Source organism: Streptomyces sp. MP131-18 (assembly GCF_001984575.1).
GTDB lineage: Bacteria > Actinomycetota > Actinomycetes > Streptomycetales > Streptomycetaceae > Streptomyces > Streptomyces johnsoniae.
In genome coordinates this window covers 7,129,107-7,143,917 of record NZ_LZNS01000001.1, presented here as the reverse complement: position 1 = coordinate 7,143,917, position 14,811 = coordinate 7,129,107, and the positions used below count along the sequence as shown (strand labels likewise).

The 14,811-nt window shown below is 70.4% G+C and carries 15 protein-coding genes; 1 reads left to right on the top strand and 14 read right to left on the bottom strand.

Annotated features, from left to right (window positions below; translation table 11 throughout):
• Positions 1-3 precede the first annotated feature (3 nt).
• The 9 genes from tatC to STBA_RS31665 all read right to left on the bottom strand — a co-directional run bounded on the left by tatC (position 4) and on the right by STBA_RS31665 (position 7,902).
• The gene (gene tatC, locus STBA_RS31705) at positions 4-897 is read right to left on the bottom strand and encodes a twin-arginine translocase subunit TatC (protein ID WP_366510911.1); all 894 of its coding nucleotides are present in this window, start codon (positions 895-897) and stop codon (positions 4-6) included.
• A gap of 119 nt (positions 898-1,016) precedes the next feature.
• Positions 1,017-1,295 (bottom strand): Sec-independent protein translocase subunit TatA, encoded by a 279-nt coding sequence (gene tatA / locus STBA_RS31700; RefSeq protein WP_077062462.1) that lies wholly within the window; start codon positions 1,293-1,295, stop codon positions 1,017-1,019.
• Between the two features lie 126 nt (positions 1,296-1,421).
• The gene (locus STBA_RS31695) at positions 1,422-1,649 is read right to left on the bottom strand and encodes a hypothetical protein (RefSeq protein ID WP_077062461.1); all 228 of its coding nucleotides are present in this window, start codon (positions 1,647-1,649) and stop codon (positions 1,422-1,424) included.
• Positions 1,650-1,651: 2 nt separating this feature from the next.
• Positions 1,652-2,620, bottom strand: coding sequence for a WYL domain-containing protein (locus STBA_RS31690; protein WP_077062460.1), 969 nt, complete (start codon positions 2,618-2,620; stop codon positions 1,652-1,654).
• A gap of 14 nt (positions 2,621-2,634) precedes the next feature.
• Positions 2,635-3,588, bottom strand: a complete 954-nt coding sequence (locus tag STBA_RS31685) for a WYL domain-containing protein (protein WP_077062459.1) — start codon at positions 3,586-3,588, stop codon at positions 2,635-2,637.
• Between the two features lie 76 nt (positions 3,589-3,664).
• Positions 3,665-4,039, bottom strand: a complete 375-nt coding sequence (locus STBA_RS31680) for an FKBP-type peptidyl-prolyl cis-trans isomerase (protein ID WP_077062458.1) — start codon at positions 4,037-4,039, stop codon at positions 3,665-3,667.
• Positions 4,040-4,092: 53 nt separating this feature from the next.
• Positions 4,093-5,166, bottom strand: coding sequence for an FKBP-type peptidyl-prolyl cis-trans isomerase (locus STBA_RS31675; protein WP_077062457.1), 1,074 nt, complete (start codon positions 5,164-5,166; stop codon positions 4,093-4,095).
• A gap of 102 nt (positions 5,167-5,268) precedes the next feature.
• Positions 5,269-6,630, bottom strand: a complete 1,362-nt coding sequence (gene pafA / locus STBA_RS31670; RefSeq protein ID WP_077062456.1) for a Pup--protein ligase — start codon at positions 6,628-6,630, stop codon at positions 5,269-5,271.
• 9 nt (positions 6,631-6,639) lie between these two features.
• Complete coding sequence (locus STBA_RS31665) at positions 6,640-7,902, bottom strand: MFS transporter (RefSeq protein WP_077062455.1); 1,263 nt, start codon at positions 7,900-7,902, stop codon at positions 6,640-6,642.
• A gap of 118 nt (positions 7,903-8,020) precedes the next feature.
• Here STBA_RS31665 and STBA_RS31660 point away from each other — a divergent pair, with 118 nt between their 5' ends.
• On the top strand, positions 8,021-9,058 hold the full coding sequence (locus tag STBA_RS31660) for a LacI family DNA-binding transcriptional regulator (protein WP_077062454.1): 1,038 nt from the start codon (positions 8,021-8,023) through the stop codon (positions 9,056-9,058).
• A gap of 3 nt (positions 9,059-9,061) precedes the next feature.
• Here STBA_RS31660 and prcA read toward each other — a convergent pair whose 3' ends face one another.
• From prcA to arc, 5 genes are all read right to left on the bottom strand, one after another.
• Positions 9,062-9,838 (bottom strand): proteasome subunit alpha, encoded by a 777-nt coding sequence (gene prcA, locus STBA_RS31655; RefSeq protein ID WP_077062453.1) that lies wholly within the window; start codon positions 9,836-9,838, stop codon positions 9,062-9,064.
• A gap of 49 nt (positions 9,839-9,887) precedes the next feature.
• Positions 9,888-10,733, bottom strand: coding sequence for a proteasome subunit beta (gene prcB, locus STBA_RS31650; RefSeq protein WP_077062452.1), 846 nt, complete (start codon positions 10,731-10,733; stop codon positions 9,888-9,890).
• 150 nt (positions 10,734-10,883) lie between these two features.
• Positions 10,884-11,102 (bottom strand): ubiquitin-like protein Pup, encoded by a 219-nt coding sequence (locus STBA_RS31645; RefSeq protein WP_077062451.1) that lies wholly within the window; start codon positions 11,100-11,102, stop codon positions 10,884-10,886.
• A gap of 122 nt (positions 11,103-11,224) precedes the next feature.
• Entirely contained in the window at positions 11,225-12,736 is a 1,512-nt protein-coding gene (gene dop, locus STBA_RS31640; protein ID WP_077062450.1) for a depupylase/deamidase Dop, read from the bottom strand.
• A 171-nt stretch (positions 12,737-12,907) separates the two neighbouring features.
• On the bottom strand, positions 12,908-14,674 hold the full coding sequence (gene arc / locus STBA_RS31635; protein ID WP_077062449.1) for a proteasome ATPase: 1,767 nt from the start codon (positions 14,672-14,674) through the stop codon (positions 12,908-12,910).
• Between the last annotated feature and the right edge of the window lie 137 nt (positions 14,675-14,811).

The following is a 14,811-nucleotide window of genomic DNA, read 5'->3' as shown; positions in this document are numbered from 1 at the left end:
GGGTCACGTCGCGTCGTCGAAGCCGTTGAGCCTGGTCGAACCGTCGGAGCCGGGCCCGGCGCCGTCGCCGCCCGAGGCGGCGACCCGCTCGGCCGGCTCGACCGTGGACGGCGTGAGGTCGAGGTCGGACGCCTCGTCGTCGCTCAGCTCGGCGTCCGGGTTGCGCTTGTTCCGCCGCCGGTCGTTGAGCAGCGCGATGCCGCAGGCGATCAGGTAGAGCCCGGTCACCGGCACCTGAAGGGCGATCATGGACATCATGTCGGTCGGGGTGATCGCCGCGGCGAAGACCGCGATACCGACGACCATCCACCGCCACCAGCTGATCATCCGCTTGCCGGAGACGACGCCGCCCAGATTGAGCAGGACCAGCAGCAGCGGCAGCTCGAAGGAGAGCCCGAAGGCGAGGGCCATGCGGACGGTGATGTCCAGCAGCTCCTCGACGGTCACCAGGTTGTCAACGCCGTCGGCGCTGAAGCCCAGCAGCACCGGGATGGCGCGGGGCAGCAGCCAGTAGGCGAAGTAGACGCCGGTCAGGAACAGCGGTACACCGACGGCGACGACGCTGCGCGCGTACTTCTTCTCCGTCCGGTGGAGGCCCGGGGCGATGAACGCCCACGCCTGGTAGAGCCACACCGGCGAGGCGGCGATCAGGCCGCACAGGAGCGAGACGCGGAAGTAGGTGGCGAACGGGGAGGTGAGACCCTGCTGTGTGAGGGTGGCACACCGCTCGGCCGCGCTCTCCGTTTCGTTGACCTCGTCGCACTCGGGAAGCGGCTCGGTGAGCAGCTCCATGAGGTCCTTGGCGAAGAACAGCGCGACGATGGTGATCACGAGGACCGCGGCCACCGACACCCCGAGCCTGTTACGCAGCTCGCGCAAATGCTCGGTGAGAGGCATACGCCCCTCGGGGTCTTTCTCCTGCTTGCGCGTGGCCCTGGGCACCCCACGTCCTCGTCTCGAGGGGCGACCGGATCAGTCCCGGCCGCCCGGCCTCACTCCATGTACCGGCGGAGGGCTCAGCCCTGCGACGTCCGCTTCGGCTCGTCGACCGGCCGGGACGTCTCGGTGTCCCCGGGGGCGGCCTGGATGGTGCGCTGGGAGGTGGTCGTGTCAGGCGGGGTCTGGCCGTCCTTCCCCGAGCTGTCCCCCTCCTTCTTCATGGCCGCCGTCTCGCTCTTGAGGATGCGCATCGACTTGCCCAGGGAACGGGCGGTGTCCGGCAGCCGCTTGGCGCCGAAGATGAGGAGGACGAGCAGTCCAACGAGAAGGATCTGCCATGGTCCGATCTGACCCATATCTCTGTCTTCTCTCTCGTCGGGGAATGACCTTCGGTCCGTCCGGCACGGACCGTCCTGACCGCCCCGTACGAACAGTAATCCTAACGCGCAAGGGTGAACACAGGGCAATGCCTGAACGGCCGCCTATTCTTCCGCATTATTTCCTGCGTTTGACCGCTGCACCAGACCGCTCCGCGCGGCCAGCGGCGCCGCGGAGCGTTCCAGCTCCTCCTTCGCCCTGCTGATCCGCTCGGCACTGTCGCCGACCGCCCGGGAAAAACGGCGCACCTCGATACCGACGCGCACCGCGAGCACGCCGAGCACGGCCGCCCCGCAGAAGGCGAGAACGAGCTGGAACATCGGCCAGAACATGCTCAAGCCAACTCCTCGTACTGATCGAGCGCCGCACGGGCCGCCTCGCGTGCACTCTCCGCCAGCTCGGGCGGCGAAACGATGCGCCCGTCCCCGCCCAGGCGCAGCGCCAGCCGGCGCAGCGTCGCCGGGTCGGGGGTGCGCAGCGTCACCCGCAGCCCGCCGTCTGGCAGCTCCTCGGCCGCGTCGTGCGGATAGTACTCCGCGACCCAGCGCCCGCCGGGGCCCGTCTCGATCACCACCTCGGGATCGGTGGGGGCGGGCTGCACCAAGCCCTCACTGAGGTCCCGCGGCTCCACCGCGGGCGGGTCCGCCGGGGTGTCGAGCAGCTCGATGCCGGCCACCCGGTCGAGACGGAACGTGCGCCGCGCCTCGGACCTGCGGCACCACGCCTCGACGTAGGTGTGCCCGACCGCGAACAGCCGGATCGGGTCGATCTCCCGGTCGGTCAACTCGTCACGGCCCGGGGAGTAGTAGCGGATGCGCAGCCTGCGGCGCTCGGTGATGGCACGGTCCACGTCCGCGAAGACCCCGCCCTCGGACTCGAAGGTCACCGAGACGCGCGAACTGGCCCCGGCACTCTCCCCCGCCGCCGTCTCCAGCTTCGCCGTCGCGCGCAGCAGCGCGTCCTTGTCCCCGTCGCGCAGCCCCGGCAGCGTGGCCACGGCGCGCGCGGCGACCAGCAGTGCGGTGGCCTCGTCCGCGGCCAGCCGCAGCGGCTGTCCCGTGCCCGAGCCGACGGCATCGGCGTTGTACCACCAGATGTGCTCGCCGTCCGTGTCGATGTCGAGCAGGTCACCGCCGCGGAAGCTGGTGCCGCACATCGGCAGCACGTTGAGGTCGGAGATCAGCTCGTCCTCCGAGATCCCGAACGCCCGCGCCACCTCGTCCACCCGGGCCCCCGGCCGCTCCCTCAGGTAGGTGACCAGCGACAGCATCCGCCGCGTCCTGTCGATGGCGGTGGTCGCCATGTCAGCCTCTCTCCTCAGCCCTTGGCGACCGCGCGCAGCCGGTCGACCACGTCCGCCCGCAGCTCGGCGGGCTCCAGCACGATCACGTCCGGGCCGAACTCCGCGAGCCACGCCCCCAGTCCGTGCCCGTAGGGGATCTCCAGCTCGTCCCACTCGCCGTCCCGGCCGCTGGTCACCGTGGCCCGGGCGCGCAGCGGATAGCCGGCGCCGGTGCGCAGCAGAATCCTGGCCTGCCCGGTGGCGTGCTCCCCTGCCCACCTGGCCACGCTCTCGCGGACCGCGACGTGCCCGGGCACCTCGGCGGTGAACGTGCCGGCACGCGACTTGACGCGGCCCACGATGCGCGAGAGCCGGAAGACCCGCACGGCGCCGCGCTCGCGGTCGAACCCGGCCAGGTACCAGTGACCGCGCCAGCACTCCAGCGCCCACGGCTCGACCTGCCGCGTCCCGGGGCGTGCGGCGTTGGACTTGCGGTAGTCGAACGTGACGGGGCGCCGGTCGCGGCACGCGATCATCAGCGGCTCGAACGCCGACTCCCCGGCGGGCACCCGCGGCTCGAGCGCGCTGTAGGCCTCGCGCTCCTCCTCGGCCAGCGGCATCCCGGCGGCGCGCAGCTTCTGGAGCGCGCCGCTGGCGGCACCGGCCAGCCGGGCCTGCTGCCACACCTTGGCGGCGAGACCGAGCGCGGCGGCCTCCTCGGCGTCCAGGGTGACGGGCGGCAGCTGATTGCGGTCGCGACGGGCGACGTAGCCGACATCGCCGTCGAGGCTCTCGACCGTCTCGATGACCATGCCCAGCTCGCGCAGGTCGTCCTTGTCGCGCTCGAACATCCGGTTGAAGGCGTCGTCGGAACCGACCTCGATGTACGCCTCGATGGAGGTACGCAGCTCGCGTTTGCTCAGGGCACGGCCCGTCCCGAGCAGGCACAGGGCAAGGTTCATCAGCCGCTCGGCCTTGGCAATCGCCATCGACGCGCCGCCCTCCTCCTCAACGCAGCAGGCCCATCCCCGCGAAGGGATGGGCCCACCGTACCGCCTGAACGGATCAGGCCGAGACCAGATCGCAGACGAAGATCAGCGTCTCCCCCGGCGCGATCCGGCCGCCGCCCGCCCCGGCGTCGCCGTACGCGAGGTGCGGCGGGATGATCAGCTGCCGCCGACCGCCGACGCGCATGCCCTGCACGCCGCGGTCCCAGCCCGGGATGACCTGGCCGCCGCCGAGCTGGAAGCGCAGCGGCGTGCCCCGGTTCCAGCTGGCGTCGAACTCCTCACCGGTGCTGAACGAGACACCCACGTAGTGCACGGCGACCTCGGTACCGGCCTGGGCGACGGGTCCTTCGCCCTCCCAGAGGTCCTTGATCTCCAGGTCGGCGGGCGGCTCGCCGCCGGGGAAGTCGACCTCGGGCTTGTCGGTGCTCACAAAAATCCACTCCTACGAACAGTGATTGCGTCAGGGCTTGCGGATGCGGTCCCTCAGACCACACCGATGATGTCGACGACGAACACCAGCGTCGAATCGGGCGGGATCGCGCCGTTGCCGGTCTCCTGGTCGCCGTAGCCGAGGTCGGGCGGAATCACCAGGAGCACCCGGTCGCCCACACGGTTGTCCGCGAGTCCCTGGTCCCAGCCGGCGACGACCGACTGGGTACCGATCTGGAAGCCGGAGGCGGCGCCGCGCTCCCAGGAGGAGTCGAACGTCGCGCCGTCGGCCCAGGTGACGCCGATGTACTGGGCGATGACGCCCTGCCCCTCGGCGACCTCCTGGCCGTCGCCCTCGATCAGCACCTGCTCCTGCAGCTCCCCGGGCGGGTCCTGGCCCTCGGGGATGGTGATCACCGGCGCCTCGTCGCCCTCGGTGGCGACCTCGGGCAGGCCCTCCTCCACCGCCGCCTGCTCGCCCTCGGCGTGGGCGGTGGCGTCGACCGTCACGGTCTCGGCGATGTCGAAGACCCACAGCACGCCGTCGTCCTCGGCGAAGCCCGCCTCGGTGGCACCCGGGCCCAGCATCTCGGTGACCGGGCCCTCGACCTGGACCCGGCTGCCCGTCTTCGTCCCGGCCAGCGGTGTGGTCGCGGGGGCCGGCAGGTTGGACTCGGCACCGACCTGGACGACGAACTGCTGCCGCGGAGTCTCGCCGCCCCCGGCCTCCTCGCCGCCCCCGGCCTCCTCGCCGCCCCCGGCCTCCTCGCCGCCCCCGGCCTCCTCGCCGCCCCCGGCCTGCTCGCCGCTGGCCCAGGTGTTCAGCAGCTCCATATCGGCGCCCATGACCTGGCCCACGACGTCCACCCGGACGAAGTCCCCCTCCTTCACCTCCGCACCGTCACCCTCATTGACGACTTCGACTACCGTCTCGTCGCTGACCTGGGCGTCCCCGTCGACGGAGATCTCCGGCGGGGAGTCGAGCTCGCCCGAGACGGTGGCCACGGGCTCGGCGGCGGGGGACGAGTCGTCGGAGGAGTCGGAATCCTCGGAGCCGCAGGCGGTGAGGAACAGCGCGGGAACGGCCAGCACCGCGACGACGCGGCGCGCACGTTTGGTGGGGATCATCTGTCCAACTTGGGCTAGGCACGGCCGGGGCGGGACCCCGCTGGTCCCGCCCACCCTACGACCTCTTCCTGTGCTTCCCGCCTGCCCGCCGCAGCGGGGCGGTCACATGCCCGCGATCAGCTTCTCGACCCGCTCGTCCACGGAACGGAAGGGGTCCTTGCACAGCACCGTGCGCTGCGCCTGGTCGTTGAGCTTCAGGTGCACCCAGTCCACCGTGAAGTCCCTGCGCTGCTCCTGGGCCCTGCGGATGAAGTCGCCACGCAGCCGGGCCCTGGTGGTCTGCGGCGGCACGGACTTGCCCTGGAAGATCTTCAGGTCATTGCAGATGCGCTGCGCCTGCCCCTTGCGCTCCAGCAGGTAGTACAGGCCGCGCCTGCGGTGGATGTCGTGGTAGGCAAGGTCTATCTGCGCCACGCGCGGGTGGGACATCGTGAGGTTGTGCTTGGCCCGGTACCGCTCGATGAGCTGGTACTTCATGACCCAGTCGATCTCAGTGTTGATCTTGTCCAGGTCCTGACCGCGGATCGAGTCGAGGGCGCGGCCCCACAGCTCCAGCACCTGCTCGGTCAGCCCGGTGCGCATCCCGCGGCGCTCGCAGAAGTCCAGCGCCTTTTCGTAGTACTCCTGCTGGATCTCCAGCGCCGACGCCTCGCGCCCGGTGGCGAGCCGCACCTTGCGCTGGCCGGTGATGTCGTGGCTGACCTCGCGGATGGCCCGGATCGGGTTCTCCAGGGTGAGGTCGCGCATGACGGTGCCGGCCTCGATCATGCGCAGCACGAGGTCGGTGGCCCCGACCTTCAGCAGCATGGTCGTCTCCGACATATTGGAGTCGCCGACGATGACGTGCAGCCTGCGGTAGCGCTCGGCGTCGGCGTGCGGCTCGTCCCTGGTGTTGATGATGGGCCTCGAACGCGTCGTCGCCGAGCTGACCCCCTCCCAGATGTGCTCGGCGCGCTGGCTGACGCAGAACACCGCACCGCGCGGCGTCTGGAGCACCTTTCCGGCCCCGCAGATCAGCTGGCGGGTGACGAGGAACGGGATGAGCACGTCCGCGAGCCGCGAGAACTCACCGTGCCTGGCCACCAGGTAGTTCTCGTGGCAGCCGTAGGAATTGCCCGCGGAGTCGGTGTTGTTCTTGAACAGGTAGACGTCGCCGGCGATGCCCTCCTCGTGGAGCCGCCGCTCGGCGTCGACCAGCAGCCCCTCCAGAATGCGCTCGCCCGCCTTGTCGTGCGTGATCAGCTCGGTGACGTTGTCGCACTCCGGTGTGGCGTACTCGGGGTGCGAACCGACGTCCAGGTACAGCCGTGCGCCGTTCCGCAGGAACACGTTGCTGCTGCGTCCCCAGGACACGACTCGGCGGAAGAGATACCGCGCCACTTCGTCCGGGGACAGACGCCGCTGCCCGCGGAACGTACAGGTGACGCCGTACTCGTTCTCCAGCCCGAAGATTCGGCGATCCATGAGTGAACATTACGCCCGATGCTCGCTTCTGAAACCGGGTTCGCGTGCGGCGTTTCGATCATTTTCCGATTCCGGCGGCGCCCCGGACACACCCCCCGGAACTGCGAGAACACTCCGAGTGGCGAGGAGCACGAGGAACGAAAGAACGCCGCCCGCGCCGGCCAGGGCGAACCCCGCCGCGTCCCCGCCCGACTCGATGACCGGCCCCACCACGGCCGTGCCCACCGCCGCGCCGACACCGAACGTGGTGACCAGCCAGGAGAAGGCCTCCGTCACGGTGCCGACCGGGGCGTGCCGGTCGATGACGACGAACGCGCAGGCCAGACCAGGCGCCAGGAAGACGCCGGCAAGTGCGGCGAGCCCGGTCATCGCGGCCACCTGCTCCGGTACCAGGGCCAGCGGCACATAGCAGACGGCCAGCGCCGCGGTCAGCGCCCGCAGCCGCCGCTCCGGCTCGCCCGCCCACGAGCGCGCGCCGTACCACAGACCGCCGAGCAGGGCGCCCGCGCCGAGTCCCGACAGCAGGTAGCTGGCCACCAGTTCGTCCCCCCGCTCGTCGGCGTAGGCCACGGCGGCGACCGAGATGGCCCCCAGGGCGACGCCGACGAAGAAGAAGCACCCGAGCAGCGCCAGCAACCCCCGGGAGCGCAGGGCCCCCAGCCAGTGCGCCTCGCGCGGCGCGCCGCGCCAGCGCCTCGAGGGCGCGGACACCACGACGGACAGCGCGCCCAGCACGCCGACCGCGTTGATCACCAGCAGGGCGGCGGCCTCGGACCAGAAGGCGACGAGGAGCATCACCACCATCGGGCCGCCGGCGAACATCACCTCCTGCGCCACCGCGTCCAGGGCGTAGGCGCGGTGCACGAGGTCGCCACGGCCCAACACGCTCGGCCACAGCGCGCGCAGCCCGCCCTCCAGGGGCGGGGTGGTCAGACCGGCGACCAGGACGGCGGCGCAGGCGAGCGCGAACGGCTCGGTCCCGGCCACGGCGAACAGGCCCATCGCCAGTGCGGATGCCACGGCGGCGGGAAGCATCACGCGGAACTGCCCGTACAGGTCGACGAGTCGGCCGAGGAGCGGCTGGCCGACGGCGGTGGCGAGACCGTGCACCGCGGCGAACACCCCGGCCAGCGAATACCCGCCGCCCTCGGCCCGGGTGAACAGCACGATGGCCAGTGCGGCGGTGCCGTGCGGCAGCCGCCCGATCAGCGTGCCGGTGAGCAGCCGCAGTACATGCCCCGCCCGCAGCAGCTCCAGATAGCCCGTGGCCATGACCGCACCCTCCAGAAGTGTTACGTATAACCCCCGTGATTCTACGTACGATGGCCGGGTTCCGGGAAACGACGGGAGCGCAGACGATGAGTGAAGAACGCGTGCGCCGGGGAGCGCGGTGAGGGGCGCCCTGCCGCCCCGGCCCACCAGCCGCGATGTCGCGGAGCGGGCCGGGGTCTCGCAGGCCACCGTTTCCCTCGTGCTCCGCGACCGGTGGCACGGCCGCGTCTCCCCCGCCCGGGCCGAGGCGGTACGCGCCGCCGCCCGCGAGCTGGGCTACCGGCCCAACGTGGCGGCCCGCACTTTGCGGCTCGGCCGGTCGCGCACCGCGCTGGTGGTCGTGCCCGCACTGACCAACGAGTTCTTCGCGCGGGTGCACGCCGGCGCGGTACGGGTGGCGGCCGGGGACGACGTCGGCGTCGTGCTCTACACCTCCCCGCTCGAAACGGGCCCGGCCCGCGACCCGTTCGCCTCGGCCGGCGCCACGCTGGACGGCGTGCTGGCCTCCTCGATGGCCGCCGAGGCCCTCGCGGTGCTCAGCGGGGAGGGGCTGCCGCTGGTCATGCTGGACAGCGAGCCCGGCACCGGGGCGGCGGCGACCGTGAACCCGGACATCGCCGCGGGCATGCGGCTGGTCGCGCGGCACCTGCTGTCGCTCGGCCACCGGCGCTTCGCGCACGTGGCGGCCGACGTGGACTCCTGGACGTTCCGCGAACGGGCGCGGGTCCTGGCCGCGGAGCTGGCCGCGGTGCGCGGCGCCCGCCTGGTCGGCACCCGGCGGGCCCCGATCGGGGTGCCGGACGGGGTGCTGGCCGCGGAACGCGCCCTGACCGCGGCGGAGCGGCCCACGGCGCTCGTGTGCGACGACGACATGCTGGCCGTGGGCGCGTGCAAGGCCGCCCGGCGCCTCGGACTGCGGGTGCCGGACGACGTCTCGGTCACCGGATTCGACGATCTGACGGTGGCGACCGCCGTCGAGCCGGAGCTGACGACGGTGCGGCTGCCGGGCGAGGAACTGGGCGCGGCGGGGATGCGCGCCCTGCTGGCCGCCCTGCGCGGGGAGAGCCCGGGGGCCACCGTCCTCCCCGTGGAGCTGGTGCGCCGCGGCTCCACGGCCGTGCCCCAGGAGCCGGCGGCTCCTGGGGCACCGGAGTGAGGATCAGTCCTCGGAGCCGGCCTCGGGCGCGGACTCCGTGCCCTCCTCCTGCTCCTCCGCCTCGGCCGCCGGGGGTGCCGCCTCGGTTTCGAGCAGCCGGGCGAGCTGCTGGCCGAGCACACGCTTGAACTTCCGCTGCTGCGGCCGGTTCCTGTCGAGCAGCGCGACCTCGAGCTGGTCCGCCGTCAACTCCCTGTCGTTGCCGCCGGGGTCGCGGCCGAGCGACTCGACCGCCAGCCGCAGCGCCTCGCCCAGGCCCATGTCGTCCCGGTGCCGCTGATCGAGGTAGCTGCCGATCTGGTCCGAATTGCCCCCGACCGCGACCGAACCGTGCTCGTCGATGATCGAACCGTCGTGCGGCAGCCGGTAGATCTCGTCGTCCGCCGGTGTCTCGCCGACCTCGGCTACCAGCAGCTCCACCTCGTAGGGCTTCTCCGCGCCGCTGGAAAAAATGTTCCCCAGGGTCTGGGCGTAAAGATTGGCCAGCCCCCTCGCCTTCACGTCCTGGCGGTCGAAGGTGTAGCCGCGCAGGTCGGCGTAGCGCGTGCCACCGATCCGCAGATTCTCGTACTCGTTGTACTTGCCGGTCGCGGCGAAGGCGATCCGGTCGTAGATCTCGCTGACCTTGTGCAGCGCGCGCGAGGGATTCTCCGCGACGAACACGATGCCGTCGGCGTACTGGAGCACGACCAGGCTGCGCCCGCGCGCGATGCCCTTGCGCGCATACTCCGCGCGGTCCGCCATGGCCTGCTGGGGTGAGACATAGAACGGCGTCGACACCGGCTATTCGTCCCTTCCTGTCCGTCGGAAAGTGTTACCGGGCGGGAATCTACAGAACCGGCGCCTGCGGCCCGTTCGGCAGCTGTAGCCGGGCCTCGTGCACCGCCCTGGCGATCTCGGAGACCTCCGCCTCGGCGAGCCTGCGGAACCCATCCTCGGTGATCACCGTGACGATGGGGAAGATCCGCCGGGCCAGGTCGGGGCCGCCCGTCGCGGAGTCCTCGTCCGCCGCGTCGTAGAGCGCCTGCACCACGGCCGTGGTGGTCTCCTGCTCGCCGAGGTCCTCGCGGTGCAGCTTCTTGAGCGAGCCGCGGGCGAAGACCGAGCCGGAACCGACGGCGGCGAAGCCCAGCTCCTCGGAACGGCCGCCGGTCACGTCGTAGGAGAAGATCCGGCCCCGCCGTCGGTCCAGGTCATAGCCGGCGAACATCGGCACGACGGCCAGGCCCTGCATGGCCATGCCGAGATTGCCGCGGATCATGGTGGACAGCCGGTTGGCCTTGCCCTCGAGGGAGAGCACGTGGCCCTCGACCTTCTCGAAGTGCTCGAGCTCCAGCTGGAACAGCCTCACCATCTCGACCGCGAGCCCGGCCGTGCCGGCGATGCCGACCGCGGAGAACTCGTCGGTGGGAAAGACCTTTTCCACGTCGCGCTGGGCGATCATATTGCCCATGGTGGCCCTGCGGTCACCGGCGAGGACCACGCCGCCGGCGAACACGGCCGCCACGATCGTGGTGCCGTGCACCGTCTCCACCGGGCCCTCCACCGGAGGCAGCGCCCGGCCGCCGGGCAGGCGCTCGGGGGCGTAGTCGGAGAGGAAGTCGAAAAAGGAGGAGGACCCCGGCCGCAGGAAGGCCGCCGGGAGTCGCCCCTGGTCGTGGGAGTTGGCCGCCACAGGTTTCCTTCCAGGAGTTGAGCAGGCAGAGAAACGGTTCGCTGCCCCGATCCGGCAGTGCGGCCGGGACTTCGGGCAGCGCATGGCAGGGACCCTACCCGTCACATGCTGAAGATCCACCCGGGTCGTGCGGCCGCCGGACGGCCAGTGTCACTGGCCGCCCTTCTGCACGAAGCTGCGCACGAAGTCCTCGGCATTGGACTCGAGCACCTCATCGATCTCGTCCAGCACCGAGTCCACGTCGTCCGTCAGAGCCTCCTGGCGCTCCTTGAGGTCCTCGGAGACCTCCGCGTCCTGAGTCTGCTCCTCGGCCTCTTCGCTGGTGCGCGACGCCCTCTGCTGGCCGCCGCCCGTGTCCTTCGTCGCCATTTCCCTCACCCCATGCTCTGCTCGAAGTATCAAGATCAGACCCTACTAGCCGGGGCTGACATCGGCCCTTCTTTGCTACAACGTCCGGGAACCACCTCCATGATTCCCGGATCGGCGGCATATCAGCCTCCCGAGAGCGCACGAACAAGATCCTCGGCCGTCGCGCAGCGGTCCAGCAGGTCCTTTACGTGCTCCCGTGTCCCGCGCAGCGGGTCCATGGTGGGCACGCGCTGGAGGGAATCGCGCCCCGGCAGATCGAAGATCACGGAGTCCCACGAGGCGGCGGCGACGTCATCGGCGTACTGCTCAAGGCAGCGGCCCCTGAAGTAGGCCCTGGTGTCCTCGGGCGGGCTGCTCTGGGCGCGCAGGATGTCCTCCTCCGACAGCAGCCGGGTCATCCGGCCGCGGGCCGCCAGACGGTTGTACAGGCCCTTGTCCGGGCGGACGTCGGCGTACTGGAGATCCACCAGGTGCAGCCTGGCCGCCTCCCAGCCGAGGCCGTCCCGCCGGCGGTAGCCCTCCATCAGCTCCCGCTTGGCGACCCAGTCCAGCTGGCCGGCCAGGCTCATCGGGTCCCGCTCCAGACGCCCGAGCACTTCCTCCCAGCGGTCGAGCACGTCGGTGGTCTGCGGGTCCGCGTCGGCGCCCCAGCGCTGGTCGACGTACTTCCTGGCCAGCTCGCAGTACTCCATCTGGAGCTGCACGGCGGTCAGTGACCGCCCGCTGCGCAGGGTGACCTGCTCGCGCAGCGACGGATCGTGACTGACCCGGTGCAGGGTACGAACCGGCTGGTCGACGGCGAGGTCGACGGCGATGAAGCCGTCCTCGATCATCGAGAGCACCAGCGCGGTGGTGCCCAGCTTGAGATAGGTGGAGACCTCGGAGAGGTTGGCGTCGCCGATGATCACGTGCAGCCTGCGGTAACGCTCCGCGTCGGCGTGCGGCTCGTCCCTGGTGTTGATGATGGGCCGCTTCAGTGTCGTCTCCAGGCCCACTTCGACCTCGAAGTAGTCGGCGCGCTGGCTGAGCTGGAACCCGTGCTCGCCGCCGTCCTGCCCGACGCCGACCCGGCCCGCGCCGCAGACGACCTGCCGCGAGACGAAGAAAGGCGTCAGGTGGCGCACGATGTCGGAGAACGGCGTCTCCCGCTTCATCAGGTAATTCTCGTGGGTGCCGTACGAGGCGCCCTTGTTGTCCGTGTTGTTCTTGTAGAGGTGGATCGGCTGGGCGCCCGGCACCTCCGCGGCACGGCGCGCCGCCTCCGCCATGATCCGCTCGCCCGCTTTGTCCCACAGCAGCGCGTCCATCGGGCTGGTGGTCTCCGGGGCGCTGTACTCGGGGTGCGCGTGGTCGACGTACAGCCGCGCCCCGTTGGTCAGGATGACGTTGGCCAGGCCGATGTCCTCGTCGGTCAGCTGGCTGGCGTCCGCGTTGTCCCGGGCCAGGTCGAAGCCCCGCGCGTCACGCAGCGGGTTCTCCTCCTCGAAATCCCAGCGCGCCCGCCGTGCGCGGTGCATGGCCGCCGCGTAGGCGTTCACGACCTGGGACGAGGTGAGCATGGCGTTGGCGTTCGGGTGGCCGGGCACGGAGACGCCGTACTCGGTCTCGATGCCCATCACTCGCCGTACAGTCATGCGGCCCTCCTTGCCCGGCGGCGGCTCCTCACCGTCCCGCTGCTGGGTACGAGCGTAGGCGACACGGGGTGCGGTGAGGAGATCACTGCGGGTTTCCTTCAGGACTGTCTGGGAAACGTGCTCGGCTGCGGGGCCCGCCCTCGCGTGCCCCGCAGCCGAATGCTCGTCGCACTACAGGTATTGTCCGGTGTTCGCCACCGTGTCGATGGACCGGCCGGTGTCGCCGCCCTGCTTCCCGGTGACGAGCGTGCGGATGAAGACGATCCGCTCACCCTTCTTGCCGGAGATGCGGGCCCAGTCGTCCGGGTTGGTGGTGTTGGGCAGGTCCTCGTTCTCCTTGAACTCGTCCACGCAGGCGGACAGCAGGTGGGAGACCCGCAGACCCTTCTGGTCGTGGTCGAGGAAGTCCTTGATGGCCATCTTCTTCGCCCGGTCCACGATGTTTTCGATCATGGCGCCGGAGTTGAAGTCCTTGAAGTACAGGACCTCCTTGTCACCGTTGGCGTAGGTGACCTCCAGGAAACGGTTCTCCTCGGTCTCGGCGTACATCTGCTCCACGACCGTCTGGATCATGCCGGCCACGGTCGCCTCGGCACTGCCGCGGTGCTCGGAGACGTCCTCGGCGTGCAGCGGCAGCCGCGGCGTGAGGTACTTCGAGAAGATGTCCCGCGCGGCCTCGGCGTCCGGGCGCTCAATCTTGATCTTGACGTCGAGCCGTCCCGGGCGCAGGATCGCCGGGTCGATCATGTCCTCGCGGTTGGAGGCGCCGATGACGATGACGTTCTCCAGGCCCTCCACCCCGTCGATCTCCGAGAGCAGCTGCGGAACGATCGTGTTCTCCACGTCCGAGCTGACACCGGAGCCGCGGGTACGGAAGAGGGAGTCCATCTCGTCGAAGAAGACGATGACGGGCGTGCCCTCGCTGGCCTTTTCACGGGCCCGCTGGAAGACCAGGCGGATATGCCGCTCGGTCTCGCCGACGTACTTGTTCAGCAGCTCCGGGCCCTTGATGTTGAGGAAGAAGCTCTTGCCCGCGGGCTGCCCCGTGACCTCGGCGACCTTCTTGGCCAGCGAGTTGGCGACGGCCTTTGCGATGAGCGTCTTGCCGCAGCCGGGCGGGCCGTAGAGCAGCACACCCTTGGGCGGGCGCAGCTCGTGCTCCCGGAAGAGGTCGGGGTACAGGTAGGGCAGCTCGACGGCGTCCCGGATCAGCTCGATCTGGCCGCCGAGGCCGCCGATCTTCGTGTAGTCGATGTCCGGGACCTCTTCGAGGACCAGCTCCTCGACCTCGCTCTTGGGCACGACCTCGAAGACGTAGCCGGAACGCGGCTCGAGCAGCAGCGCGTCGCCGGCCCGCAGCGTGAGGTCCATCAGCGGATCGGCGAGCTTGACCACCCGTTCCTCGTCGGTGTGGCCGACGACCAGGGCGCGCTCACCGTCCTCGAGGACCTCCTTGAGCGTGACGATGTCCCCGGCGCTCTCGAACTCCATGGCGGACACGACGTTGAGCGCCTCGTTGAGCATGACCTCCTGGCCACGCCTGAGGTCGGCGAGCTCCAGGCCCGGGCTGACGTTGACCCGGAGCTTGCGGCCACCGGTGAAGATGTCGGCGGTCTCGTCGTCGTTGGCGCACAGGAAGACACCGAAGCCGGAGGGCGGCTGGGCGAGCCGGTCGACTTCTTCCTTGAGGGCGACGATCTGGTCGCGCGCCTCGCGGAGCGTGCTCGCCAGTCGTTCGTTCTGCGCCGATACGCCGGCCAGGTTGGTCTGAAGCTCGACGATCCGCTCCTCGAGAATCCGAGTGTGCCGCGGAGAGTCGGCCAGCTTTCGGCGCAGGACGGTGATCTCCTGCTCAAGGTCGGCAATCTGTCCGGTCGAGTCGTCTGACCCTCGACCGGGCCGGATGCCGCGGTTGCTGTCGTCGTTCTGGGATACCACGGTCCTCACCTCCTCCAAGGGGAGCTGGACGCTTCCAGACCCTACCTGGACCGGTGCAGTTCGAAACCCCTAGATCACAAAGACGGTCGGGGTGTGTCCGATCTTCACCCTTGCGCACTCCCTCACGCCAGGGAAAT